Here is a 25,069-nt window from a genome sequence, read left to right as displayed (position 1 = left end):
GCCCCATTTGACTTCGAGTGCACTCTAAGGGCGACGCTGGAGACATGACGATCCAGGAGGCCGCGCGCCGGTCGGGGCTGAGCGCGCACACGCTGCGCTACTACGAGCGCATCGGGCTCATCCACTCCGTCGACAGGGATGGCAAGGGCCACCGTGACTACACGGAGCAGGACCTGACCTGGCTGGAGTTCCTGACCAGGCTCCGCAGCACCGGCATGCCGATCGCGGACATGTGCCGCTACGCCGACCTGCGGCGGCAGGGGCCGCACACCGCGCCCGAGCGCCAGCGGATGCTGGAGGCCCACAGGGCCCGCGTGGCCGCCAGGATCGCCGAACTGGCACAGGACCTCGAGGTCCTGGACTACAAGATCAATTTCTACAAGGAGATGTCATGACCTCCAGGATCGGGCTCGGGTGCATGGGCATGTCCGAGTTCTACGGCGAAGCCAACGACGCCGAGTCGATTGCCGTCATTCACCGCGCCCTCGACCTTGGTGTGACTTTTCTAGATACCGCCGACATGTACGGCCTGGGGCGCAACGAGGAGCTCGTCGGCCGGGCCGTCAAGGGCCGCCGCGACGAGGTGTTCCTCGGCACCAAGTTCGGCATCAGGCGCGACGGCGGCGTCCGCAGCGTCGACAACGACCCCGCCTACATCCGCCAGGCCTGCGACGCCTCGCTCCAGCGCCTCGGCGTCGACCACATCGACCTCTACTACATGCACCGCCGCAACCCCGACGTCCCGATCGAGGAGTCGGTCGGCGCCATGGCCGAGCTGGTCGAGCAGGGCAAGGTCGGCCACCTCGGCCTGTCGGAGGTCTCGGCCGACACCTTGCGCAGGGCGCACGCCACCCACCCCATCCACGCACTGCAGAGCGAGTACTCCCTGTTCACCAGGGGCATCGAGAAGGAGATCCTGCCCGCGGCGCGGGAACTGGGCGTCAAGCTGGTGGCCTACTCCCCCATCAGCCGCGGCCTGCTGAGCGGCGCGCTGCCGCCCGCCGACCAGTTGGCAGCCGACGACTTCCGCAGGGTCAACCCCAGGACCTCGGGCGAGGCGGGCGAGCACAACGCGGGGCTGGTCGCCCGCGTCGCCGAAGTCGCCGCCGAGGTGGGCTGCACGCCCGCGCAGCTCTCCCTGGCATGGCTGCTCGCCCAGGGCGAGGACATCGTGCCGATCCCCGGCACCAAGCGGCTGAAGTACCTGGAGGAGAACGCCGCCGCGGCAGGCTTCACGCTGACCGCGGAGCAGCTGGCCACGCTGTCCGGCCTGGCTGACGCCGTTCAGGGTGCCCGCTATGCCGATATGTCGTCGGTAGAGCAGTGATGTCCGTCTAGCGGGTGACTCGCGATCGCCTGGTCACGGCCTACAGTCGGACCCATGAGGCTCGACTGGGCGATCGCCGTGATCGTGGCCGTGTTCTCGCTGGCTGAGGAGATCGGCGGCCGCACCGGCGAGCCCGACCGCGCCCACCCGGCGTTGTGGATCGGGCTCGCCGTGGCGAGCGCCGCTCTGGTGGCCGTACGGCGGCGCGCACCGTTCGCCGTGCTGGCCGTCTACACCGTGTTCGGCGGCCTGGCGATCCCGCTGTCGGAGGAGACGCTGGGCGCATGGCAGTTCTACGTCGAACTGCTCCTGCTCTTCACGCTGATGGCGGAGGTCCCGCCGAGGAGCCGGCGGACGCCCGCGGGCCTGGCCCTCGCGCTCGGCTTCGTGGCCGTGATCGTCTTCACCGAAGCGCCCGTCGGGCCGGGCGACGTCGCCATCGCCCTGGTGATGACCGGCGTCGCGGCCGGCGCGGGCTTCGCCGTCCAGCGCTACAGGGAGGTCGCCGCCCAGGCGCAGGAGCGCGGCGCGCTGCTGGCCAGGGAGGCGGTCAACGAGGAGCGCAACAGGATCGCCCGCGAGCTGCACGACATCGTCGCCCACAGCGTCAGCGTCATGGTCATGCAGTCGGGCGCGGTGCGTCGCTGCCTGGACGAGGAGCAGGCACGCGAGCGGGAGGCGCTGACGGTCGTCGAGGAGGCGGGCCGCGAGGCCGTTCACGAGCTGCGGCGCATGCTGGGCGTGCTGAGATCGGGACACGAGCCGGGAGTCAACGTCCCCCAGCCCAGCCTGGCCCGCCTGGAGGAGCTGGTGGACCAGGTGCGCGTGGCAGGCCTCGACGTGAAGCTCGACGTGCGCGGCGAGCCCTCTCCGCTCTCGGCCGGCCTCGAGCTGTCGGCCTACCGGATCATCCAGGAGGCGCTGACCAACACGCTCAAGCACGCGGGACCGACCAGGGTGACGGTGACGGTGGCGCACCGGCACAGGGAGCTCTGCCTGGAGATCACCGACGAGGGCCCGGCGCCCGGCTCACCGAGCGGCCACGGGCCGCAGGAGCGGCGGGGTCAGGGCGGTCAGGGCCATGGCCTCATCGGCATGCGCGAGCGGGTGGCGCTGTTCGACGGGTGGCTGGAGGCGCGCCCCCTGCCGGGCGGCGGATTCACCGTGCGGGCCACGCTGCCCGCCTGATCAGCGTGGTCACCACCACCAGCGCGGCCACGATCACCGCGATGAGCGGGACGGCCGAAGGGGCGAGCGGGGCCAGGAGCACCAGGACGGCCGCGATGAGGAAGGCGGCGCTGTCGGCCCTGCCGTAGCCGTGCGGGCGGATGTGCAGCACCCACACCGCGACCAGGTAGACCGCGACGGGCACGGCCATCGCCAGTCCGGCCTGCGACCTGGTCAGCGCGCTCTCGCCGGTGACGAAGGCGACGACGACCTCGATGGCCGCGCCGACGGCTCCGATCGACGCGAAGATCACGTAGTGGCCGTACCCCCACGGTATCGCGGCCCTGTTGGAGGTGAGGATCTCGGGGGTCTCGGGTTCGAAGTAGATCCACCACAGCGAGAAGACGATCACCAGCGCGCCGACGGCCAGCACGATCAGCGAGGGCTTGGCGCCCTCGTCGGACAGCGCGCCCCGCACGGAGACGGTGGCGCCGAGGACGTTCTCGCCCATCATGATGATCGTGAACAGCCCGTAGCGCTCGGCGATGTGGTGCGGGTGCCAGGTGGTGGGCCTGCCACGCTCCGCCCACAGGGGCACGCACAGCTCGACCACCACGCCCAGCGCGAACGCGGGCACCGCCAGCGGCTCGGGGACCACGAACAGGACCAGCCAGTAGACCATCGCCAGGCAGATGCCGAGCGCGTAGCGCCGCGCCACCCCCCGGTGCGCGGGATCGCTCGCGGCGGCCCGCAGCCACTGGAAGGCCATGGCGAACCGCATGATCAGGTAGCCGAACCAGAAGACCCGGTAGTCGTGGTGTTCGAAGGCCCTGGGCACCCCCGCCGCCAGCACGAGCACGCCCGACATCTGCACCAGTGTCATGACGCGGTAGACCCAGTCGTCGGTGTCGTAGGCGGAGGCGAACCAGGTGAAGTTCATCCACGCCCACCAGATGGCGAAGAACGTGGTGAGGTAGCCGACCAGCGCCTCTCCCAGATGCCCGGCCGACAGCGCGTGAGCCAGCTGGCTGACCGCGAAGGAGACCGCGACGACGAAGAACAGGTCGAAGAACAGCTCCAGCGCGGTCGCGACGCGGTGCGGCTCGTCCCTCGCGCGCGCCCGCATCGAACGCAGCAGGGTCATGCCGCCGTCCTACCAGCTCATAGCGGCCGGTCGAAGTAGGCGCGCACCACCGTCGAACCCTCGCGCGTGTGGACGCGAACCAGGTCGCTGAGCAGGTTGACGATCAGCAGTCCCCGTGAGCCGGGGACGCGCGGGTCGACGGGGGACCTGCCGACGAGCGGGTCGGTGATGTGGCCGGCGTCGCTGACCTCGCAGACCAGGCGGCCCTCCTCGTACCACAGCCGCAGGACGCCCGAGCCGCCGCCGTGGTCGAGACTGTTGGCGCCCAGCTCGGAGACCGCCAGTTGCACGTCGTCGAGGCGGGTGCCGGTCATGCCCGCGGCCATCGCCCACTCGTTGGCCAGGTGCCGTATCTGGGCGAGGTTGGCGCTGTCGAAGCGGAGCGCGACCGACGCGGGCGGCTCGTGGAGCGGCACGTTGTAGCCGTCGACCACCCTCATGGGGGCGTAGCGGACGCTGATCCGCTCGCCGCCGGAGTCCTGGAGGACGGGGTGGGTGAGTTCGGCGTCGTCGAGAACCTCGGGCTCGAGCCGCTTGGCGTCGTAGGGGCACATGATCGTGACATGGCGCCCGTCGAACGCCAGGTTGATCAGCGCCTCGTGCTGGGCGCAGGCGGGGTATTCGGTGCCGGTGCGGCCCGCCCAGACGGGCTCGCCGATCATCCGCACGTGGCGGTCGGGAAAGTGGTCGGCGAAGTCGCGCAGCACGCCGGGGATGATCCGGCCGGGGTTGCGGCCCACGACGGTCATGTCCAGCATCCGCACCTGCCCGGCCGCCTCGTCGAGCTCGTCTCTGATCAGCTCGAGATTGGGGCCAGGAACCGCCACCGCCACCGGTTCACCCGCCGCCAGTCCTGCGCGGATGAACGGGACGGTGCCCGAGAGGTAGTCCACGTCGTCCCTGTAGAAGAACGCCGGGTGCGCGAACGCCATATCAGTGAGGTTACCGCGACGGGGTGAGTTACACCTGATCATCGGGTATTACATAGGTACGTCCCACTGGAAGGATTCCTCTAGGTGAAGAAGCTCCAGCTGGTCCCCCGCCCCCGTCCCCCTCGCCGTCCCGTCCCCCTCGACCTGCGTACCCCCTCCGGCAGACCCCTCCCTTTCTGAGACCCCTTCCGAGACGCCGATGAATGATCGACGGATGCGCGTGTCCGACGCCGATCGCGAGCGGGCCGCGCAGCAGCTCCAGAAGGCCTTCGCCGAGGGCCGGCTGACTCCTGTGGAGCTGGACGAACGGCTGGAGCTGGCCTTCGCGGCCAAGACCTACGGCGATCTCACCGAGCCGCTGTCCGACCTGCCGGGCGCGGGCGCCTTCGTGCCCGCCGTCATCGCCGACGCGCACGCGGACGCGGTGGTGCTGGAGTCGAAGAGCGGCGACGTGAGCCGCTCGGGCGACTGGCTGGTGCCGCAGCGGCTGAAGATCGTGTCCAAGTACGGCAACGCCGGCCTCGACCTGTCGGAGGCGAGCGTCGAGCACCCGGTGGTCGACATCGAGTTCGACCTGAAGTACGGCTCAGCCAAGATCGTCCTGCCCGAGGGCGCCACCGCGAACACGGACGGCTATCAGGCGGGGTGGGGCGGCGAGGCCAAGGTGAGCGTGCCCTCGCGCCCCCGCCACGGCATCCTCCACGTGCGGATCACCGGCCGGATCAAGTACGGCGAGCTGAAGGTCCGCTATCCGAGGCGCTCGGTCGCCGACTGGTGGAGGGACGAGATGTGATCCGTGGCCGCCGCGGGTGGTACGGCGGCGGACGGGTTCAGTCCGGCGGGTTGATCTTGGTGATGTCGATCTCCTCGATGGGCCCGACGAAGATCCGGTTGATGAACCAGAGCACGACGCCGATGCCGACGAGGATCGCGGCCCGCAGGTAGACATCGCCCGAGCGGCCGGTGATCGGCAGAGTCAGGGTCAGGCAGACCACCGCACCGAGAGCGGGCATCCACGTGGGCGCGACGAAGTGCTCGTGGCGGACCCTGTCCTTGCGCAGCAACAGCACGCAGACGTTCACCAGCGCGAACACGAACAGCAGCAGGAGCACGGTCGTGTCGGCCAGCGGTCCGATGTCGCCCGTCGAGACCAGGACGGCGGCGATCGCCACCGTGAAGACGATCGCCACCCATGGCGTGGCCCTGGTGGGATGGACCGCCCCGAAGGCCGCGGGGATGATGCGCTGCCTGGCCATGCCGTACACGAGCCTGGAGGCCATCAGCATGTTGATCAGTGCCGTGTTGCCGACGGCGAGCAGCGCGATCAGCGCGAACAGTTTGGGCGGGAAGGCCAGGCCCGCCACCTTGACGACCTCCAGCAGCGGTCCCGTCGAGCCGACGAGGGTCCTGGTGTCGACCAGCATCGTGGCGGTGAAGGCGACCGCCAGGTAGATCAGCGCGGCGACCACGATCCCGCCGAACAGGGCGCGGGGGTAGTCCCGCTGCGGGTCCTTGGCCTCCTCCGCGAGGTTGACCGAGTCCTCGAAGCCGAGCAGTGCGTAGAACGCGAGCGCCGTGCCGCCGAGGACGCCGAGGAAGGCGCCGTTGGCCGGGTGGAACTCCAGGGCCCTGGCGGGCTCGCCCTGCCCGCTGAAGAGCGCGTAGATCCCGATGGCGACGATCACCAGCAGGCCGAAGGCCTCGATGATCGTCAGTACCACGTTGACCCTCACCGACTCGCTGATCCCCGCGAAGTTCACGACCGTGACCAGGCCGAGGAAGACGAACGCGCCGACGATCACCGGGAGTGTGACGAACTCCGCGAGATAGCGTCCGCCGAAGGCCCTGGCGGCGGTGCTGGCCGAGGTGATGCCGCTCATCATCACGGAGAAGGCCACGATGAACGTCACGAAGGGGATGTGAAAGGCCTTGTTGGCGTAGAGGGCGGCGCCGGCGGCTTGGGGGTACTTGCCGACCAGCTCCGCGTAGGCGGTCGCGGTCAGCGCGGCCAGCAGGAAGGCGACGAGGAACGGCAGCCACAGCGCACCGCCGACGTACCCCGCCACCTTGCCCACCAGCGCGTAGATGCCCGCGCCGAGGATGTCGCCCACGACGAACAGAAGGAGCACTTTGCGCCCTATGACCCGTTTCAGCTCGTGACTCACCGTCATGCCATGACTCCTACCCGCGCATGTAACAGGTGATGTAAGCGGGATGTAAGTGAACATCAAGTCTGGCCCCATAATGTCCCTTCTGCTGGACATCCAACGAAGGGCACAGAATGCGTTTCCTCAAGCGGGCCATCACCGTCTCCGCGGCCACGCTGACTCTGGCCGGCCTCACCGCCTGCGGCGCCGTGGGCAACGCCGTCGACTGCAACGCGGTCGGCAACGAAGCCACGAAGATCATGACGGAGTGGTCGGGCAGCCTGTCCGCAGCCATGACCGACCCCGCCGCCATGGAGAAGGCCTCCAACACCGCCGCCGAGAAGTCCAAGGCCCTCGCGGCCAAGTACGACGGCGAGCTCGCCGCGGCCCTGAACGACCTGGCCGCCGGCTTCGAGAGCATCAAGGACCTCAAGGACGCCTCGAAGCTCACCGAGTTCACCGGCAAGATGCAGGGCTTCTCGACCAAGATCCAGAGCGCCTGCACCTGATGAACCGCCTGGCCGCCGCACCGCCTGTGGGGGGCAGCGCGGCGCGGCGGCCAGGGTCAGGCGCCCGGCTTGTCTACCCTTGTCCTCCGTGCGCCTGACGACCTCCCCCCGTCTGTGGGTCTACCTGCTGTCCCTCGCGGCGGCGTTCGCCTACGCCCTGCTCGGCCTGGTCAGGCTCGCCACCTTCCGCGCCACCACCTTCGACCTGGTCATCGTGGATCAGGCGGTGCGCGGCTACGCCCGTTTCGGCATGCCGTACATCCCTTCGGTGGGCGTCTTCCACGGCCGCGGCCTGGACTACCCGCAACTGGCCGATCACTTCTCGCCGATCTACGCGCTGCTCGCGCCGCTCTACTGGATCCATGACGGCCCCGCCACGCTGATCGTCGCCCAGGCCGCCCTGTTCGCGGCCGCCATCCCCTTCCTGTGGGTTCTCACCCGCAGGATCCTCGGTACGGCCCCCGCCTACCTCGTCGCCTTCGCCTACGCCGTGTCGTGGCCGATCTCCCAGGCCGCCGCGTTCGACGCGCACGAGGTGATGTTCGTCCCGCTGCTCACCGCCATCATGATCGAGCGCTACCAGGCGGGCCGCCCGCTGCCCGCGTTCCTGGCCATGCTCGCCCTCCTTCTCGTCAAGGAGGACATGGGTCTGATGGCCATTGGCGCGGGAGCCTGCCTCGTCGTGCTCGGCGACCGGCTGCGCGGCCTGCTGTGCGTCACGATCGGCCTGGCGTGGACCGTCCTGGTGCGCGGCGTGCTGATCAAGCTGGTCGGCGGCGACACCGGCGACTTCTGGGCCTACGGGCACCTCGGCGCGGACGTGCCGAGCGCGCTGCTCCACATGCTCGGCGACCCGCTCGGCACGCTCGCGCTGCCGTTCAGCGAGGAGGCCAAGGTCGACACGCTCTTCCTGCTGGTCTGGCCGACGCTGATGCTCTGCCTGCTGTCGCCTGTCTCGCTCATCGCGCTGCCGCACGTCCTCGAGCGCATGCTGTCCGACAGGTCGTCGTGGTGGCAGGCCGACTTCCAGTACAGCGCGTTCACGGTGGTCATCCTGTTCTGCGCGGGCGTCGACGGGCTCTCCAGGCTGCTGCGCCGGACCAAGGGCCCCAACTCGCTGAAGATCGCGTGGTCGGTCGGCGTCGCGGCCGTCGCCCTCACCCTGCTCCCACGCTTCGCGCTGGACCAGCTCGCCCATCCCGCCTTCTACCGCGCCGACCCCGCCCGCACGCTGGCCGCGGCCGAGGCGGTCGCCAAGGTTCCCTCGGGTGTCGTCGTCGAGGCCACCAACTCCGTGGGCCCCGCCCTGACCTCGCGCGCCACGGTGCTGCTGTGGGACCACCAGCCCCGCTACGCGCCGTGGGTCGTGGCCGACGTCGAGCGCTGGGAGTACCCGCACGGCTCGCCCGCCGCCCAGGCCGAGCGCGTCTCGCTGCTGCTGGCCTCGGGCTACGAGAAGGTCTTCGAGCGCAACGGCTACGTCGTGCTGCGCAAGACCGCCGACGGTCAGCCGATGGCCTCCAGGTAGCAGCGGTCGAAGCCCTCCAGGACCAGCGGCCACGAGCCGGCCGCCGGGGGCGTCGCGCGGTTGTGCTCGGCGATGGACTCGCGCAGCGCGGTGTCGGTCGACAGGCGGACCACGGCCGACACCAGGTCGTCGAACGAGCGGCCGAGCAGACCTTCCTTGCCGTGCTTGACGAAGTCGGCGACGCCGCTCTGGCTCCGGGCCACGACGGGCAGCCCCGCCGCGCGCGCCTCGAGAGCGGCGATCCCGAACGACTCGCGGGGCGCGGGGGCGACGAACACGTCGGCGGACGAGAGCACCTTGGCTATCTGCTCGCGGGTGTAGCGGCCCGGCAGCGAGACCCAGGTGGTCATGCCGTTCGCGGTGAGAAAGCGTTCCATCGAGCCGCGCGCGGGGCCGTCGCCGATGACGGTGGCCCGCATCGGGACGCCGGCGGGAACCTTCGCGCGCGCCTCCCGCAACAGCCTCAGCAGGCGGACAGGCTGCTTGCGCGGCGCGAATCTGCCGACCGCGACGATGTGCACCTCCCCGTCGGACGGCGGCTGGGCGCCCGACGGCCGCCAGCCCGAGACGTCGAGCCCGTTGGAGACCACGTGGACGGGCGTGCCCCGGCCCGCGACCGCCCGGATCGGGCCTGCCGCGGCGTTGCTGACCGTGGTGGCGACCAGCCCCCACGTGTGCCACTCGAACACGAGCCTGAGCGCGGTGTAGACCAACCGGGTGATCGGGTCCCACATGCTGTGCACCGTCACCACGACGGGCAGCCCCGCCCTGACGGCGGCGCGCACCCCCATCCACGCGAACGGCGAGACGGCGCCCGCGTGGACGTGGACCACGTCGGGTCTGCTCAAGGTCATGAGTTTGGTGAGCTTGCCCACACCGCGGGGGTGGACGGGCAGGTCGAACGGCATCCTGGCGACGATCCTGTGGACGCCGGGAAGCGTCCCTCCCCTGGTCGCGGTGGCCACCTCGACGGTGTGGCCGGCCTCGCGCTGCATGCCGACGAGGTCCGCGACCTGCACCTCGATGCCCCCCAGCCGCGGAAGGTAACAGTCACTGACGTGAAGGATCCGCACCCGTCCCACACTAATCTGACCTTGTGCCACCACGAACCGCTGTGTTCTTCCACGCCCACCCCGACGACGAGGCCCTGCTGACGGCGGGCACGATGGCGATGCTCGCGGCCGAGGGCCACCGAGTGGTGCTCGTCGTGGCCACCGCGGGCGAACGCGGCCTGGCCGAGATGGAGAAGGGCGAGGCGCTCGGCGAGAGGCGGATGAGGGAGCTGTACGAGTCCGCAGCGGTGCTGGGCTGCGCGCGCGTGGTGTGTCTCGGGTACGGCGACTCTGGGCTGAGCCCGTCAGGCGGCATCGCCGAGGAGCGGCCCGACAACGCCTTCATCGACGCCGACTCCGAGGAGGCCGCCAAGGCGCTGGCGGCGGTGTTGGAGGAGGAGAAGGCCGACCTGCTGTCGATCTACGACCCGGCGGGCGGCTACGGCCATCCCGACCACGTGCAGGTGCACAGGGTGGGCAGGCGGGCCGCGCAGATCGCGGAGACGCCGATCGTGCTGGAGGCCACGGTCAACAGGGACCCGCTGATCAGGGCGTTGCGGCTGGCTGGCAAGGTCTACACCTTCCCTCCCGAGTTCGACCTCAGGACGTTCGAGAGCGCCTACACGGCGGGCGACCAGATCACCCACAGGATCAACGTCAGGAAGTACGCCAGGCAGAAACGGGCCAGCATGACCGCACACGTCTCCCAGGCCAGCGGTGGCGACGGCGACAGGACGCTGGCCGTCCTGCTGAAGATCCCCGGCCCGCTCTACCGCGTGGTCTTCGGCACCGAGTGGTACGTCCGGCGCGATCTGCCCCCGGGCACCCGCCTCAGGCACCCGTTCGATGAGGCGCCGTGAGTACCAGCCGCCGCCTCCTCCCTCAGGACGACGCTGAACACCCGCGAACCGGGGCAGGGTGGTACCGATGAAGAACAAATGGCTCCAGATCACGTTGTCGGTGGCCTCCCTCGGACTGGCGGTGACGCTCGTCGTCTACCTCCCGCAGATCGTCCAGGCACTCACCGGCAAGCAGGTCTCGTGGGTGGAGATCGGCGCGGTGTTCGCCACGCTGAGCCCCGGGACGATCGCGCTGATGACCGCGGTGTGGCTGAGCAGCCTGATCGCCTACACCTTCGTGTTGACCAACTCGATGCCCGGCCTGAACAACCTGCAGGCCCTCGCCCTCAACGCCGCGGGCAGCGCGGTCAGCAACCTGCTGCCGTTCGGCGGCGCCGCGGGTGTGGCGCTGACCTTCGCCATGGCGAGGAGCTGGGGCTTCACCAACCGCTCCATCGTGGTGATGACGCTGGTCAGCGGGGTGTGGAACACCTTGTTCAGGTTCGTCCTGCCCGCCGTCGGCATCATCGCGCTGCTGATGGCGGGCGAGGCGCCCAACCCGACCGTGGCCAACGCCGGGTGGGTCGGCGCCGTCTCGATCCTCGCCCTCGTGGGCGTCGTGGCGGCCGCGCTCTACTGGGACCGCGCCGCCGCGCTGCTCGGCCGCGCCCTCGACGCGCTCGTCCGGCTGGCCCGCCTCAGGTTCTCCGCGTCCGAATCGTTGGAGAAACTCCGTAGAGACACCGTGGGGATCGTCAGAACCCGGTGGCTGGGCCTGTCCAGCAGCATGATCGCCTTCCTGGTGCTGCAGTGGCTGATCATGATCTGCTGTATGCAGGCGACCGGCGCGTATCCTGGTCTTGCACAATCGATCGCAGTCTTCGCCCTGTCCCGGGTGCTCACCGCGGTCCTGGTCACACCTAGTGGCGCGGGGCTCATGGAGGGTGGTGTCGTGTTGCTGCTGACCACCGCTTTCGGTGTGGACACCGCTGCCGCCACGGCCACGGCGTTGTTGTTCGGATTCTGGACCTACACTGTGGAGATCCCTTTCGGCGGGCTGGCTCTGGGCGCCTGGACGCTCCTGGGAAGAAATCGCAGGACTCGTCGCGAGAGCCCACACACGAACATGGAAACGCAGCCGTGACCATCGCGAACCTGACAAAGACCTTGTGCGTGCTTCGGAAGCGCGCATAGCGTGGCGGCTGACATGGTGGCGTTCCGGGTTCTGGGGCCAGTCGAGGCGTACGAAAGCAACAGCGACGACGAACTCGACCTCGGCGGGTTGCGGCAGCGAGCCGTGCTCGCCCGCCTTCTCGTGGCCAGAGGGCAGGTCGTGCCTGTTGACACCCTGCTCTACGACCTGTGGGATGACGACGCGGCCAAGGGCGCGCAGTCGGGCCTGCAGGTCTACATCTCCCGCCTGCGCAGGGTGCTCGAGCCCGGCAGACCGCGTGGCGGGCCCAACAGGCTGCTGGTGACCGTGGCCTCCGGCTACGCGCTGCGGGTCGCGCCCGACCAGGTCGACGCGCTGCGCTTCGAGCAGCTCGTCAGGGCGGCGGGCGAGCATCTCGACAGCGACGACCCGCAGTCGGCCAGGACCAGGCTGGGCAAGGCACTCGGGCTGTGGCGTGGCACGCCGTACTCCGACTTCGCCGACCAGCCATGGGCGGAGGCAGAGGTCAACAGGCTCACCGAGCTGCGGCTCGTGGCGCGCGAGCGCTACGCCGACACCGGGCTGCGCCTGGGGATGCACGCCGAGACGGTGCCCGACCTCGAGGCGATGACGGGCGAGAACCCGCTGCGCGAGGAGGGCTGGCGGCTGCTCGCCCTGGGCCTCTACCGGTGCGGGCGGCAGGGCGACGCGCTGGCCGCGCTGCGAAGGGCGCGCGGCATCCTCGCCGACGAGCTGGGCATCGACCCCGGCCCGGCCCTGCGCAAGCTCGAATCCGACATCCTGGCCCAGGCGCCCGAGCTCGAACTGACCGCGGCGCCGCGCCCGGCTCGCCAGCCCGCCCCGGTCGCCGACACCTGGCCGCCCAGGGCGACCACCCCCGTCGAGCCGCCGCCGCTGGAGCCCGAGCCGTTCATCGGCCGCGACGCCGAGCTGTCCAGGCTGACCGGCGCGGCCGCCAAGACCGCGCGCTTCGAGGTGGCGATCGTCACGGGCGACGCAGGCGCGGGCAAGACGACGCTGCTGCGCCAGCTGGAGGGCAAGCTCACCGCCGACGGCTGGATCACCTCCTCCGGGGCCTGCCCCGACTCCAGCGCGACCCCGCCTGGCTGGGCCTGGGTGGGCATCCTGCGCACGCTGGTCGAGGTCACAGGCCCGGGCGAGTACGGCCAGCTCCTCGCCCCGCTGCTCGGCGACGGCGAACCCGACCCCGACGAGGACGAGGTGTCGGGCGGCTTCCGCCTGCACCGGGCGGTCGGCGGATACCTCGCGGGTGTGGCCCGCAGGGCGCCCGTCCTGCTCACGGTCGAGGACCTCCACTGGGCCGACGACCAGACGCTCGCGCTGCTGCGCGCGCTGCCCAGCCTGCTGGCCACCAGCAGGGTGCTGCTGGTGGTGACCTGCCGCGACAGCGAGCTCGACGACAGGCAGTCCGACGTTCTCGCCGCGCTGGCCAGGCTCGGGCCCGTCAGGGTGAACCTGTCAGGGCTCGACCCGAAGGCGGTGGCCGAGCTGGTGCGGGCCACCTGCGTGCGCGAGGTGGACGAGGACGCCGTCGAGTCGATCGTCGAGCGCACCAGGGGCAACCCGTTCTTCGTGCGCGAGACCGTGCGGCTGCTCGACGCCGAGGCGGTCGGCGAGCGCGCGACCGCCGCCGAGGTCGCCTCCCAGGTGCCCTCGGGCGTGCGCGACGTGCTGCGGCGGCGCATCTCGCGGCTGCCCGAGCGGGCCCAGCAGATCCTGCTGCAGGCCGCGGTGATCGGCCGCGACGTCGACGTCGACGTGCTCGTCGAGGTGGCGGGCGACGAGGACGCGGTCGTCGACGCGGTCGAGGCCGCCCTGCTGGCGGGCCTGGTGACCGAGCCTGGCCCTGGCCTGCTGCGCTTCGACCACGACCTGGTGCGCGACACGATCTACTCCGACGCCTCCAGGCTGCGCCGTACCAGGCTGCACGCGGCCGTGGCGAACGTCATCGAGCAGCGCAGACCGGCCGAGGTGGCGGCGCTCGCGCACCACTTCTTCGTCGCCGACGTCGCGGAGAAGGCCGTCCACTACGCGGGGCTCGCCGCCGAGCAGGCCGAGCGCCGCTTCGCCCACCGCGAGGCCGCCACGCTGTGGGAGCAGGCCATAGCCGCCTTCGACCGCACGGGCGGCGACACGGCCGAGCGGCTCAAGCTGATGCTCGCCCAGATCAAGGCGCTGGCACTGTGCGGCGACATGACGGCGGCCAGGCTGAGGCGGCGCGAGGCGATGGACCTGGCCCTGCCGCTGAACAGTCCTGTGCTGACCGCGCGGGTGGCCGCGGCGCTGGCCGTACCGCACAAGGGCATGGCCCGCGACTTCACCCAGACCGCGTGGGAGATCGTCGACGTCACCGAGCGGGCGCTGATCGAGCTGCCCGAGGGCGAGCAGACGCTGCGCGCGAGCCTGCTGACCACACTGGCTCTGGAGCTCGAGGGATCGTCCGCGCCCGAGCGTGGACGGCAGGCGTCGCTGGAGGCCCTCGAACTGGCCAGGCAGAGCGGCGACCCGACGCTGCTGGCCGCGGCGCTGAGCGGCAGGTTGCGCCAGTCCTACGACATCCCCGCCGTCGACACCCGCGAGAACATCGGCCGCGAGCTGCTGGACGTCGCCCAGCACTCGGGACAGATGGCGGTGCAGGCGCTGGCCCACCTGGTGCTCCTGGAGTGCGCGGCGGCGCGCGGCGAGTTCTCGGTCTCCGACGAGCACGCGCGAGCCGCCGAGCGGCTGGCCAAGCAGTATGACCTGTCGGCTCCCGCCGCGGTCGTCGCCTGGTACGAGGGGCAGCGGCTGATGATCGCCGGTGACTATTCCGGCGCCGAGCGGGCCTACCGCGAGGCGGCCAGGATGACGGCGAGGGCCGGCATGCTGGAGGGCCGCCAGGACCTGCCGCTGATCACGACGTTCTGCCTGCACCTGGTCGACGGCAGGGCGGCGCAGATGGTCGACCTGCTCGGTGAGGCCCACCAGCGCGGCGCCAAGTGGACTCTGGACGCCTACGCTCTGGCGCTGGCCTCGGCCGGTCACGTCAAGGACGCGAAGGCGGTGGCCGCGACCAGGCCTCCCGTACGGCCCGACTTCCTGTACGAGCTCGCCATGACGTGGCGGGCGCTGGCGGGCATGCTGCTCGACGACCGCGAGCGGATGGTCGACTGCTACGACAAGCTCAAGCCGTTCGCCGACCGCATCGCGGGCGCGGGCACCGGTGTGGTGGCGTTGTGGCCCGTGGCGCTGACCCTCGGCGACCTGGCGATCAGGCTCGACCAGCCCGACGCGGCCCGCGACCACTACCACAAGGCCCTGGAGGTGGCCAGGAGGGTCGGGGTGCCGCGATGGGTGGAGGCGGCTCAGCGGGCGGTCAGCAACTCACCAGGATCCGATCCGACCTGATGGGCTTCTTCGCCCCCTCGACGACCAGCTCGATCCGGTACCAACCGGGATTGTCCTGGATGCGCAGCTCCCACTTGACGTTCCTGCGCGCGCCGGCGAAGCCCGCGTACTCGCTCTGGTAGGTCTTCCACGACCGGCTGACCGAGCTCCATCGGGTCAGCCGCCAGTGGTACATGAGGGTGTCGCCCGCCTCGGGGTTGAGCACGACGGACCTGGCGACGAAGCTCTTGTCGCAGCCGGTGCCCCTGCCGGTGAGCGCGCTGACGGTGATGGTGCCCACGTCGGGCTCGGTCTGCTCGGTGATCGGCAGGATGGTGGCCGAGAGGTTCACGGTCGTCGTCTCCCGCGGAGTGGAGTTCGCGGTGCCGTAGGCCGAGACGCCGACGTAGGCGGCGGTGAAGGCGAGTGCGCCGACCAGCAACCTGGCGGCGGTGGAGGACCCGGTTCCCAGGACCGCCTTGCTTCTCGTCCCCATGATCAACACCCCTTCTCATCCACCCCATTTGTAGGGGTGGAGGGTTGAGGTCCACTTGATGGTGACTTGCAGGTCACGGCTCACCCTTGGCAGGTGGCGGAGCGACCCCCGGGTAGCGTGGGTGGCGAGTAGCGTGGCCGGTCGCGATGACCTAAGGTAAGCCTGGCCTAATATTCTGTTGGGGTGGTGATGTCTGTCATGCGGCACCTTGCGATCGCCATCCCCGACCCGACGCGCGCCTCACTGTTCGGCCTGCCGTACTGGCTGATCGTGGCGGTCGGAGCGGTCGCGCTGTTCGGCGCCTTCCAGGCCTACTACTGGATCGGATACAAGCTCGGCGACAAGCTCTACGAGTCGAAGTTCGGCAGGAAACTGCCCCGCGAACGCATCCGCTCGGTCGAGAGGGTCGTCGAGAAGTGGGGGGCGCTCGCCGTCTACGCATGCTTCTGGGTCCCCGTCCTGCGCCACACCCTGCCGTGGGTGGCGGGAGCGCTGCGCATCTCCTATCCCTGGTACGTCGTGGCCAGCGCGCTCGGCTGCCTGACCTGGGTGCCCGTGACCTCGTTCGCGCTCTATTCGGTGATCTGGGGCTGGCTGGAGCTGGCGGCGCATTCGCCCGTGGCCGCCGCCGTCGCAGCCGTGATCGCGGCGAGCGCCGTCACGGCCTTCGTGGTGTGGCGCAGGCGCCGCAAGAGCGAGAAGGTCCTCGCCGCCTGACGATTCCCGACGAGGACCCTGCCGCTCAGACGGCGGCCATCGTGGTGTCGTCTACCGTCGCGTCGGAAGCGTTCTTGCGGACAGACTCGATCCCGTTCACGCACGCCGCCTTGGTCGTGTAGCCCTCGCTCACCGCGAGAGTCTGACCGTTGCCCGCGACCAGCTTGAAGCGGAACTCTCCGCGCCTGTCCTTGGTAATGACGAACTTGCCTGCCATGTCGATCTCCCCCGATATGACGGTTCTAGGGATCATTTACCCGCGTCCCGGACGACGTTTTCCCGGCATAGGGTCAAGTTCCGCATATCAACGGTTGATCACCTGTCACCATGACTGACATGCGTATTGGGGGCATTCGACTACTAACCGGCATAGCGGCGCTCGCACTGGTCGTGGGGTTCTCCCCGCCGACCCAGGCGAAGACACACACGGCGAGAGCTCCCGAGGTGGGCGCGCGGATCGCGTACATCGTCGACTCGTCAGGGACGGTCCACTTCGGCAAGCGCGAGACCCGCAGAGTGCCGGTCGCCAGCCTCGTCAAGGTCATGACCGCCTACGTCGTCCTGCGCGAGGGCCGCCTCGGCGACGTCGTCACCATCACCAAGGCCGACGTACGGCACGCCGCCGACAACGGCGCCACCAGCGCGGCGCTGCGCACCGGCGAGAAGCTGACGGTCAGCGACCTGCTGTACGGGCTGATGCTCCCCTCAGGAGCCGACGCGGCCAACGCGCTGGCCCGCACCTACGGCCCCGGCAGGACCGCCTTCATCACCAAGATGAACGCCACCGCCCGCAAGCTCGGCCTGGCCGACACCCTCTACACCAACGCCGACGGCCTGCCCGCGCCCCGGCAGGGCGGCCACTCCACGGCCATCGACCAGGCCAAGCTCGCACAGATCGCGCTGGAGGACCCGACGTTCAGGGCCGTGGTGTCCACGAAGACCCACAAGGTCGCCAAGAGCGCCCTGCACCGGGCCCACACCTGGACCAACACCAACAAGCTGCTGGGCTCGTCGGACGGCGTGATCGGGGTGAAGACCGGGTTCACCAGCAAGGCGGGCTTCTGCCTGCTGTTCGCGGCCGACCGTAACGGCAGGCGCGTCATCGGCGTGCTGCTCGGCGACCAGGACTCCCGCCGGTTCACCACCGCCGGCAGGCTGCTCGACTTCGCCGACGAGCAGATCGCCGCCACCGAGCCCTGACGGCGCGCAACCACGTCGGATGTGCTGAAAGTGATTTCCGGGAATTCGCATGTGAGTCATCCTCGCGATGGCTGCCGACCAGCTGCAGCGGCCCTGACCAGCAGCCTTTGCGGCGCCTTTGCATTCTTCGCAGTACCGTTCAGCTATCTCGTGTCAATATATAACGATCATTGGAGTTCGGGCGAAGAGACACAAGTCGACGCAGATGCGGTCTTATTTATTCTACTTCTTTCTGGTGCGAGCACTTTGGCCGCCGTCATGGTCATGACGATTCTTCGTCGCCATAAGTTCATGCTGCTTGTCGCGGGCATATTCGCGTTGCTCGCCGTATTCCGGTTCGCATCCGCGCTTCCTTTCTATGAAGGATAGCCACACTCGACGGCCGAACGATAAAGTGAACTATGGAGGAGTACGCTACGCATGCCAATCGGAGATGGCGAACTCTGGGACCTTGCACGAGCTAAGACAGTCAAACAGCGTGTGCTCGCCGCCCAGGCTGTCTCTGCACCGGAGAGCGTGATCGCGCTACTTGTGAGCGATCCGTCTCCTGCGGTCAGACGCACCCTCGCGGCTCGCGACGATCTCCAAGTGCGAGAGACTCTGCATCGGCTTGCCCACGACCCAGACCTGAAGACTCGTCAAGCCTTGGCGGCCAACCCGATCTGCCCTCCAGAAATTCTCGTCGAGCTGGTGCATGATCCTCATTGGTCAGTCCGATGGGACCTGCCGTCGCACCCGAACACGAACTCGCAGGTCCGTCACGCAATTGCCGAATCACCAGATGTCGACCTGCGTCGCCTGATGGCCGAGGATGCGAGCCTCGACTACGAAACAGCCCGACTGTTGCTGTCTGATGACGCCGAAACGGTTCGAGCAGCCTTGGCTGCTCACACAACGTATCCTGACATCCTTGAGACCCTGCTGAGTGAACACGATAACGACGTGCGGGCGGGTGCAGCTCAAAATGGCCTCACCACAGCCGCACAGCGACACTCTCTTGCTCGTGACCGCTCGGCCCTCGTCCGCGCGAACCTACTCAAGTTCGTGGCACTCGAAGAAGACGATCTGCGCCTGCTTGCACGCGATCGATCCATTAACGTTCGATGGTGGCTCGCAACCTGGCCTAGCACCCCGACTTCTGTTCTTCAGATCCTCGCCCAGGATTCGAATCTCGAAATAGCAAGCCAAGCTACGGCAACCTTGCGAGAACGTTGACCAGATGACGGACTAGCGGACCCTTGTCGAGCAATCCGGCTGCTTTGACGTCCTCACAGAGCCGCCGATGAGATGGAAGACACAGCAGCCCGTACCAGCAGCGAGGCGCTGCGCTGTGAGACGACGAGCCGGCGTGCGCGCCTCCTCTGGTTACGAGACGGTGGTCAGAACCTGCCCATGCGCCGTCAAGCGAACCTCCTGTCGCACCCGTCGCCCCACCGGCGGCTCACGCACCGCAGTTCCACGTTGGGGTGATCACGAACACCTAGGGCGTTGCTACGGTTGCCGCCGACCTCGATGGATGGACGTGCCTCTCATGAGGCCGTGGCAGGCGATCGCGGCGGCGGCCACCACGTTGAGCGAGTCCACGCCCGCCTCCATCGCGGTTGGGCTCATCGGGATGCACACCTGCTCGTCGGCCTCCCGCAACCAGCGGGAGGACAGCCCGTCCCCCTCCGACCCGAGCAGCAGCGCCACCCGATCACTCATCTCGACCGTGTCCATAGGCGTGGCGTCCTGGGCCGGGGTCAACGCCAGCGTCCGGAAGCCCGCCGCGCGGATCTGCTCCAGCCCGTCGTACCAGTTGTCCATGCGGGCGTAGGGAATCGCGAAGACCGCGCCCATCGACACCTTGACCGACCTTCTGTAGAGGGGGTCGGCGCAACGCGGCGACAGGACGATCGCGTCGACCCCGAGAGCCGCCGCGCACCGGAAGATCGCCCCGACGTTGCCGTGGTCGACCAGGTCCTCCAGGACCACGATGCGTGAGGCGCGTTCGAGTGCCTCGGTCACCGGCGGCACAGGCAGCCTCTCCATGGAGGCCAGCGCTCCCCTGTGCACCTGGAATCCGGCGACGCCGTGCATGACCTCCTCGGAGACCACGTAGACGGTCACGTCGCCGAGCACGTCGGCCAGCGACTCCAGCCACCGCTCTGTCGTGAGGACCGCGCGTACGGGGTAGCCCGCGCCGATCGCCCTCCTGATCACCTTCTCGCCCTCGGCGACGAACAGGCCCTGCTCGGCCTCCATGCTCTTGCGCAGTTCGACGTCGCGCAGGCCGGTGAAGTCGGACAGGCGGGGGTCGTGGGCGTCGGATACGTACTCAGGCACCGTCGAATCCTGCCATGAGCCGCCGGAGCCGCCTGACCTGCCAGGTCGCGGCGTAGACGGTGAGCACGGCGCAGAGCCCGACGATCGTTCCCGCGCCGAGCCTGGTGACCAGTGCGGCGGCGCTCGATCCCGGCGGGTTCAGCACGGGCCAGCAGGCCGCGCCCGCCACGGCGCCGGCAACGCCCGCCCACAGCACGGCTCGCCGTACCCGGCCGGGCAGCAGGAGCTCCCCGGGTGCGGCCACGTCGTCCATCCGGGACAGGCCGCGCCATGCCCACCATGTCACGAACGCCAGGCCGGCCGCCGACGAGATGTACTGCAGCAGCCTGAAGACCGTGATCACGCCGAGCACCTCGTGGTCGAGCCAGGTCCATCCCCACACCTGCGAGCTGTAGGAGTGGGTGAAGGAGTCCCAGAACACGTGGGTGGCGGAACCGGCCGTCGCGCCGGCCAGGAGGGGCAGGACCCGGCGTGAGGGACGCAGTGAGGCGGCCCGTCCCACGAGTCCCGGCGGCAGCAGCGCGACGAGCGGCAGCCTGAAGATCGCCTCGAAGGCGGCGATCAGCACGCACACGACGACCGGGTTGACCGTGACGACCCAGGCGACGGAGTGCCACAGCATGTAGTCGGGCAGGAACGGCAGGAAGATCGGCAGGTCGGGCACCATCGCGCCGAGAGCGAGGGCCCACGGATCAAGCCATCTCACCCGGAACAACGGGACGACGGCGGCGATGTGGCTCGGTGTGAACGGCACAGATTCTCCCCCGGTGATGTTTGACCGAGCTTTGCATAGAAACAGCACGATAACGGTGCGTGATGGATAAGGTACGGAGCGCTGCCGTCGCCTGGAGGGATGTGATCGGGGTCATGGTTCCTGACCAGCGGAGTCGCCCGCATCCGGTCGTGTCGGCCGCCTGGCTCCGCGACGCGGCGAGGGCGCGGACCCTGTCGGTGCTCACCCTGGTATGGCTGGGCCTGGAGAGCACGCTCGGCCTGGCGGCGGGGCTGGCCGCGCATTCGGTCGCGCTGATCGGGTGGGGGCTGTCCTCCCTCGTCGAGGCACTGGCGAGCCTGATCGTGGTGTGGCGCTTCACCGGCGCGCGCACGCTCTCGCCTCACGCGGAGGGGCGGGCCAGGCGCGCGGTGGCGGTGAGCTTCTGGGTGCTGGCGCCCTATCTGGTCGTCCACGTGCTGCACGATCTCGACGAGGGCTACCGCGCGACCCCGACCGTGCTGGGCATCGCGGTGACGGCGGTGAGCCTGGTGAGCATGCCGGCGCTCGGCCTCGCCAAGCGGCGGCTCGGCGCGCGGCTCGGATCGGCGGCCACGCGCGGGGAGGGCGCACAGAACCTCATGTGCGCGGCGGTGGCCGGCGGTGTCCTGGCCGGGCTGTGGCTCAACACGCTCGGCTGGTGGTGGGTCGATCCGGCGGTGGCGGTGGGGCTGGCGGCGGTAGCCGTGCGCGAGGGAGCCCGTGCGTGGCGTGGTCACGACTGCTGCCACTGACAGGCACTCTCGGTAATCGATGCACCAAATCAGTGGTTTTGCCACACCAAGTGCACCCAGTATCGTTCCGTGAGCACCGCGGAGTTTCTCCCGGTATGGTGACCCGAATCTATCGACACCAAAGAGGGCAACGTGGGGCGACACCGTACAGACGAGCTCGATGACGGCTATCGCACCCCCCGCCGACGCCCCGGCAGAGGGCGCGGCAGGGTGCTGGTTCCCCTGGCGGGTGCGGTCGCGCTCGCCGTCCTCCTGGGTGTCGCCGCCTTCGTCATCTTCACCAGGGAGCGCGGCTGCACGGGCGACCCGCTCGCGCTGCGCGTCGTGGCCACTCCTGACATCACGCCCGCGCTGAACAAGGTCGCAGGGTCGTTCAACAAGACGGGCAAGGCCGTGGACGGCCACTGCGTCACCGTGACCGTCGCCAAGGAGTCGGCGGCGAAGTCGGCCAACAGCTACGCCAACGGCAACCTGAACGCCGACATGTGGATCGCCGATTCGAGCCTGCTGGTCGGCATGCTGCGTGAGGCCGAGTCGGGGGTCACGCTGCCCGCGCCGACCGGCTCGGCCGCCACCTCGCCCATCGTGCTGGTCGCCGCCAAGAGCGCCGCCGCGAACCTGGCCAAGAGTCTGAAGCCGAGCTGGCAGAGCCTGATCAGCGTGGCGAACGTGGCCAACGCCGACGGGCCGGGCAAGAACATCCGCGTCCTGGCGCTCGACCCCGCCAAGAACTCCGCGGGGCTGGGCGCCCTCGTCGCCGCCGCGGGCGCGGCCAAGGAGGCGGGTCTGGGCGACGAGCAGCTCATCGGCGCGCTGAAGAAGCTCTCCGAGCAGATCGCCGCCGACCCGAGCGCGCTGCTGGCCAGCCTGACCGTCAAGTCGGGCAGCAAGGTGCCGATCGGAGTCGCCTCCGAGCAGAGCGTCTGGGCGCACAACGCCAAGAAGTCCGCCTCGCCCGTCGTGCCGCTGTACCCGGAGGACGGCACGCTGAGCCTGGACTACCCGATCGTCGTGACCGCCAAGGACGCCGCCACCCAGAAGGCCGCCGCCGCGTTCACGCAGGAACTCGCCACCGACTCCGCCAAGTCGACGCTGCGCGAGTTCGGCTTCCGCACCCCCGACGGCAAGGGAGGCGGCGCGCTCGCCGCGGACAAGGGCTTCGAGCAGGACGCCCCCCAGGCGCTGCCCTCGCCCGACACCAAGAACGTGGCGAGCATGCGGCAGACCTGGTCACGTCTCAACCTGGGCACCAGGATGCTGGCGTTGCTGGACGTCTCGGGCACCATGGCGCTGCCCGTCCCTGGCGCGGGCATGACGCGTATGCAGGCCATCAGCAAGATCGCCGGCGAGGGGCTCAGCCTGTTCGAGGCCGACAGCGAGATCGGCGTCTGGAGCTTCTCCACGCTGCTCGACGGCCAGAAGGACTACAAGGAACTGGTCTCGGTCGGCCCGCTGAGCGAGATGGTCAACGGCGTGCCCCGCAAGCAGATCCTCGGCCAGCAGTTGACCACCGTGCAGGCCAAGGCCACCGGCGACACCGGGCTCAACGACACCCTGACGGCCGCCTACAAGGCGATGAAGGACAGCTACGAGCGCGACAAGATCAATACGATCCTGATCCTGACCGACGGAGCGGGCAACGACGACCCGACCGGCAAGATCACCAACGCGCGGATGGTGGAGTTCCTGAAAGAGGAGTACGACCCGAAGCGGCCGGTCAACCTGCTGATCATCGCGTTCGGGCCCGACGCGCCCAAGGGCAGAAAGCAGATGGACGCGCTGGCGGCGGCCAGCGGCGGCGAGGCCTACATCGCGGAGAACATCCTCGATGTCCGCAAGTTCTTCGTCCAGGGCATGAAGCGGCGCCTGTGCGCGCCCGACTGCCGCTGACAAAGGCACCGATACCCGGTCGTTATGCCAAGGCAACCCCCTTCCAGGAGGGGGCGTCCTACCCGCGTGGGGCTGTGAGAACGAGCTCGCCCGCGGGGAGGAAGATCCGTGCCCGGATGGCCTACTGTCGACCGCGCCGACGATCACGAACTGGTGGAGGCGCTGCGCCGTGCCGACCCCGACGCCCCCGCCCATCTCTACGACGCCTACGCCGAGCGGCTCCACGACTACGCGTGCTCGCTGACCGGCGACCGCGACGCCGCGGCCGACGCCGTGCACGACGCGCTGGTGACGGCGCAGGGCCGTACCGACCAGCTGAAGGAGAGCGGCAGGCTGCGGGCCTGGCTCTACGCGCTGGCGCGCTTCCAGAGCGTCGCCAAGACCCCCAAGACGACCGGCACCCCTCCGCCCGTCCTGGACGACCCCGAGGACCCCGAGCTGGCCGAGCTGGTGCACGAGGCGCTCGGCGAGCTGAGCAGAGGCGAGCGCGAGGTGCTCGAGCTCTCGCTGCGGCACGGGCTGACCCCTTCCGAGGTGGGCGCGGTGCTCGGGCTCACCTCCAGGCAGGCCGCGACCAGGCTGGGCAGGGCCCGAGACCACCTGGAGAACGCCGCCGCGGCCGTCGTGCTCGCCAGGACCGGGCGCGCGCACTGCCCCGACCTGTCGGCGATGGTCGACTCGTGGGAGGGGCCGCTCACCCCGATCCTGCGCCGCCGCCTGTCGGGGCACATCGGCGGCTGCGAGGTCTGCACCGAGGGCAGGCACCGGCACGTCTCCGCGGGCAGGCTCCTCGACATGGTGCCGGTCGCGTTCCCGCCGATCTCGCTGCGCCGCAGGGTGATCGACACCTGCACCAGCCCCGCGCGGGACCAGACCCGCACACTGATCACCGAGCGCGGTGACAGCTTCGACAGGACGGGCTTCCCCGTGACGGTGGAGCGCCGCTCGCGCCGCAGGCCGCGCCGCCTGGCGCCGGTCTTCACCGTCGGGGCCTGCGTGCTGGCCGCGACGGGGGCGATGGTCGTGATGAACGGCCAGGCCGAGCCCGCCGCGTTGCGCGTCGTCCCTTCCGCTTCGCCTTCGGTCTCCGGCGTGGCGCCGGGCGTGGCCGATCCGTCCGCCGATCCCTCGGGGGAGCTAGCGCTGGAGCCCGAGCCGCAGGACGAAGGCGAGGAGACGGCCGAGCCGACGCCCACGGCAGGCCGTACGGACGGGCAGGTGCCGCAGTCGCGGCCGGCGGCCAGGCCCGCGCCGACCCCCGCCTCGCCCCCGTCGACCAGGCGGCCGAGGCCGACCGCGACCCGCACCAAGCCGCCCGCCCCGGCCGCCAGGCTCTCGGTCACCTGCCCGGGAGCCGTCGAAGGAGCCGGCACCGTACGGCTGGCCGCCCGCAACATGACCGTCACCTGGAGCGCCGGCGCATCGGACGGTCTCGACGTGTTCCCCGCCGGGGGTTCGATCAAGGCAGGTCAGGCGGCGTCCGTCTGGGTGACGGTCAACGATCCGGGCGCCGCAGGCACGGGCACCGTCACGATCAGGTCCAACGGCGGCGGCGGTTCCTGCGCCGTTTCGTGGAGCGGGCAGGAGGGCAACGAGCCCGAGCCGACCGAGGAACCTCCCACCTCTTCAGCCCCCACCGAAACACCTGCCCCGGGTGTGGCGAGCAGCACATCGACGCATGAGCCGCAAGGTGATTAAGACCTCATTTTGGTGACAAAGACCAACAAAC

General features: G+C 69.7%; 24 protein-coding genes. 16 read left to right on the top strand and 8 right to left on the bottom strand.

Going from position 1 to position 25,069, the window contains the following annotated elements:
- The first annotated feature begins 44 nt into the window (after positions 1 to 44).
- Genes AC3EO4_RS35155 through AC3EO4_RS35145 form a run of 3 tightly spaced genes read left to right on the top strand, consistent with a single transcriptional unit; the run spans position 45 to position 2,515 of the window.
- Positions 45 to 395: a MerR family transcriptional regulator gene (locus tag AC3EO4_RS35155; RefSeq protein ID WP_431899713.1), complete on the top strand. Its 351-nt coding sequence runs from the start codon at positions 45 to 47 to the stop codon at positions 393 to 395.
- A complete protein-coding gene (locus AC3EO4_RS35150; RefSeq protein WP_431899711.1) occupies positions 392 to 1,327 on the top strand; it encodes an aldo/keto reductase in 936 nt (311 codons plus the stop codon). The genes AC3EO4_RS35155 and AC3EO4_RS35150 overlap by 4 nt, the downstream gene beginning before the upstream one ends.
- 54 nt (positions 1,328 to 1,381) lie before the next feature.
- Complete coding sequence (locus AC3EO4_RS35145) at positions 1,382 to 2,515, top strand: sensor histidine kinase (RefSeq protein WP_379575850.1); 1,134 nt, start codon at positions 1,382 to 1,384, stop codon at positions 2,513 to 2,515.
- Here AC3EO4_RS35145 and AC3EO4_RS35140 read toward each other — a convergent pair.
- Both AC3EO4_RS35140 and AC3EO4_RS35135 read right to left on the bottom strand, forming a co-directional pair.
- Positions 2,487 to 3,638, bottom strand: a complete 1,152-nt coding sequence (locus AC3EO4_RS35140; RefSeq protein WP_379575851.1) for a low temperature requirement protein A — start codon at positions 3,636 to 3,638, stop codon at positions 2,487 to 2,489. The genes AC3EO4_RS35145 and AC3EO4_RS35140 overlap by 29 nt on opposite strands.
- Positions 3,639 to 3,655: 17 nt before the next feature.
- Complete coding sequence (locus tag AC3EO4_RS35135; protein WP_431899709.1) at positions 3,656 to 4,570, bottom strand: anti-sigma factor RsbA family regulatory protein; 915 nt, start codon at positions 4,568 to 4,570, stop codon at positions 3,656 to 3,658.
- A gap of 214 nt (positions 4,571 to 4,784) precedes the next feature.
- Here AC3EO4_RS35135 and AC3EO4_RS35130 point away from each other — a divergent pair, with 214 nt between their 5' ends.
- A complete protein-coding gene (locus AC3EO4_RS35130) occupies positions 4,785 to 5,363 on the top strand; it encodes a DUF1707 domain-containing protein (protein ID WP_379575853.1) in 579 nt (192 codons plus the stop codon).
- Positions 5,364 to 5,400: 37 nt separating this feature from the next.
- On the opposite strand, the gene AC3EO4_RS35125 is transcribed toward AC3EO4_RS35130, so the two are convergent.
- Positions 5,401 to 6,741 carry an APC family permease gene (locus AC3EO4_RS35125; RefSeq protein WP_379575854.1) on the bottom strand — a complete coding sequence of 447 codons (1,341 nt, stop codon included), beginning with the start codon at positions 6,739 to 6,741 and terminating at the stop codon, positions 5,401 to 5,403.
- Between the two features lie 110 nt (positions 6,742 to 6,851).
- On the opposite strand from AC3EO4_RS35125, the gene AC3EO4_RS35120 reads away from it, so the two are divergent.
- Both AC3EO4_RS35120 and AC3EO4_RS35115 read left to right on the top strand, forming a co-directional pair.
- Complete coding sequence (locus AC3EO4_RS35120; protein WP_379575855.1) at positions 6,852 to 7,226, top strand: hypothetical protein; 375 nt, start codon at positions 6,852 to 6,854, stop codon at positions 7,224 to 7,226.
- Positions 7,227 to 7,314: 88 nt separating this feature from the next.
- Positions 7,315 to 8,754 carry a DUF2079 domain-containing protein gene (locus AC3EO4_RS35115; protein ID WP_431899707.1) on the top strand — a complete coding sequence of 480 codons (1,440 nt, stop codon included), beginning with the start codon at positions 7,315 to 7,317 and terminating at the stop codon, positions 8,752 to 8,754.
- On the opposite strand, the gene AC3EO4_RS35110 is transcribed toward AC3EO4_RS35115, so the two are convergent.
- Positions 8,733 to 9,827 (bottom strand): glycosyltransferase family 4 protein, encoded by a 1,095-nt coding sequence (locus AC3EO4_RS35110; protein WP_431899705.1) that lies wholly within the window; start codon positions 9,825 to 9,827, stop codon positions 8,733 to 8,735. The two genes, AC3EO4_RS35115 and AC3EO4_RS35110, sit on opposite strands and share 22 nt — an antisense overlap.
- 23 nt (positions 9,828 to 9,850) lie before the next feature.
- Here AC3EO4_RS35110 and AC3EO4_RS35105 point away from each other — a divergent pair, with 23 nt between their 5' ends.
- The 3 genes from AC3EO4_RS35105 to AC3EO4_RS35095 all read left to right on the top strand — a co-directional run bounded on the left by AC3EO4_RS35105 (position 9,851) and on the right by AC3EO4_RS35095 (position 15,227).
- Positions 9,851 to 10,666, top strand: a complete 816-nt coding sequence (locus AC3EO4_RS35105; RefSeq protein ID WP_379575858.1) for a PIG-L family deacetylase — start codon at positions 9,851 to 9,853, stop codon at positions 10,664 to 10,666.
- Between the two features lie 67 nt (positions 10,667 to 10,733).
- Positions 10,734 to 11,789, top strand: a complete 1,056-nt coding sequence (locus tag AC3EO4_RS35100; RefSeq protein WP_431899704.1) for a lysylphosphatidylglycerol synthase domain-containing protein — start codon at positions 10,734 to 10,736, stop codon at positions 11,787 to 11,789.
- A gap of 63 nt (positions 11,790 to 11,852) precedes the next feature.
- Positions 11,853 to 15,227, top strand: coding sequence for an ATP-binding protein (locus tag AC3EO4_RS35095; RefSeq protein WP_431899702.1), 3,375 nt, complete (start codon positions 11,853 to 11,855; stop codon positions 15,225 to 15,227).
- On the opposite strand, the gene AC3EO4_RS35090 is transcribed toward AC3EO4_RS35095, so the two are convergent.
- A complete protein-coding gene (locus tag AC3EO4_RS35090) occupies positions 15,196 to 15,702 on the bottom strand; it encodes a hypothetical protein (protein WP_379575861.1) in 507 nt (168 codons plus the stop codon). The two genes, AC3EO4_RS35095 and AC3EO4_RS35090, sit on opposite strands and share 32 nt — an antisense overlap.
- 198 nt (positions 15,703 to 15,900) lie before the next feature.
- Here AC3EO4_RS35090 and AC3EO4_RS35085 point away from each other — a divergent pair, with 198 nt between their 5' ends.
- A complete protein-coding gene (locus tag AC3EO4_RS35085; RefSeq protein WP_379575862.1) occupies positions 15,901 to 16,419 on the top strand; it encodes a DedA family protein in 519 nt (172 codons plus the stop codon).
- A gap of 25 nt (positions 16,420 to 16,444) precedes the next feature.
- Here AC3EO4_RS35085 and AC3EO4_RS35080 read toward each other — a convergent pair whose 3' ends face one another.
- Positions 16,445 to 16,636: a YegP family protein gene (locus AC3EO4_RS35080; protein ID WP_379575863.1), complete on the bottom strand. Its 192-nt coding sequence runs from the start codon at positions 16,634 to 16,636 to the stop codon at positions 16,445 to 16,447.
- A 119-nt stretch (positions 16,637 to 16,755) separates the two neighbouring features.
- Between AC3EO4_RS35080 and AC3EO4_RS35075 the strand changes: the two genes are divergently transcribed.
- Genes AC3EO4_RS35075 through AC3EO4_RS35065 form a run of 3 tightly spaced genes read left to right on the top strand, consistent with a single transcriptional unit; the run spans position 16,756 to position 18,834 of the window.
- Positions 16,756 to 17,619, top strand: a complete 864-nt coding sequence (locus AC3EO4_RS35075; RefSeq protein WP_431899699.1) for a D-alanyl-D-alanine carboxypeptidase family protein — start codon at positions 16,756 to 16,758, stop codon at positions 17,617 to 17,619.
- 21 nt (positions 17,620 to 17,640) lie between these two features.
- Positions 17,641 to 17,988, top strand: coding sequence for a hypothetical protein (locus AC3EO4_RS35070; RefSeq protein WP_431899698.1), 348 nt, complete (start codon positions 17,641 to 17,643; stop codon positions 17,986 to 17,988).
- 51 nt (positions 17,989 to 18,039) lie between these two features.
- Positions 18,040 to 18,834, top strand: a complete 795-nt coding sequence (locus AC3EO4_RS35065) for a hypothetical protein (protein ID WP_431899696.1) — start codon at positions 18,040 to 18,042, stop codon at positions 18,832 to 18,834.
- A gap of 276 nt (positions 18,835 to 19,110) precedes the next feature.
- On the opposite strand, the gene AC3EO4_RS35060 is transcribed toward AC3EO4_RS35065, so the two are convergent.
- The gene (locus AC3EO4_RS35060; protein ID WP_431899694.1) at positions 19,111 to 19,944 is read right to left on the bottom strand and encodes a TrmH family RNA methyltransferase; all 834 of its coding nucleotides are present in this window, start codon (positions 19,942 to 19,944) and stop codon (positions 19,111 to 19,113) included.
- Positions 19,937 to 20,698, bottom strand: a complete 762-nt coding sequence (locus tag AC3EO4_RS35055; protein WP_379575868.1) for a DUF4184 family protein — start codon at positions 20,696 to 20,698, stop codon at positions 19,937 to 19,939. Before AC3EO4_RS35055 ends, AC3EO4_RS35060 begins: the two co-directional genes overlap by 8 nt.
- A gap of 113 nt (positions 20,699 to 20,811) precedes the next feature.
- On the opposite strand from AC3EO4_RS35055, the gene AC3EO4_RS35050 reads away from it, so the two are divergent.
- The 3 genes from AC3EO4_RS35050 (at position 20,812) to AC3EO4_RS35040 (ending at position 25,038) form a co-directional block, all read left to right on the top strand.
- Positions 20,812 to 21,450 (top strand): cation efflux transmembrane domain-containing protein, encoded by a 639-nt coding sequence (locus tag AC3EO4_RS35050; RefSeq protein ID WP_431899692.1) that lies wholly within the window; start codon positions 20,812 to 20,814, stop codon positions 21,448 to 21,450.
- 132 nt (positions 21,451 to 21,582) lie between these two features.
- Complete coding sequence (locus AC3EO4_RS35045; protein ID WP_379575870.1) at positions 21,583 to 23,340, top strand: substrate-binding domain-containing protein; 1,758 nt, start codon at positions 21,583 to 21,585, stop codon at positions 23,338 to 23,340.
- 108 nt (positions 23,341 to 23,448) lie between these two features.
- A complete protein-coding gene (locus tag AC3EO4_RS35040) occupies positions 23,449 to 25,038 on the top strand; it encodes an RNA polymerase sigma factor (protein WP_379575871.1) in 1,590 nt (529 codons plus the stop codon).
- The last annotated feature ends 31 nt before the right edge of the window (positions 25,039 to 25,069 follow it).

Source organism: Nonomuraea sp. bgisy101 (genome assembly GCF_057708945.1).
The sequence above is the reverse complement of the archived record's forward strand: the minus strand, read 5'-3'. Positions and strand labels throughout refer to the sequence as shown.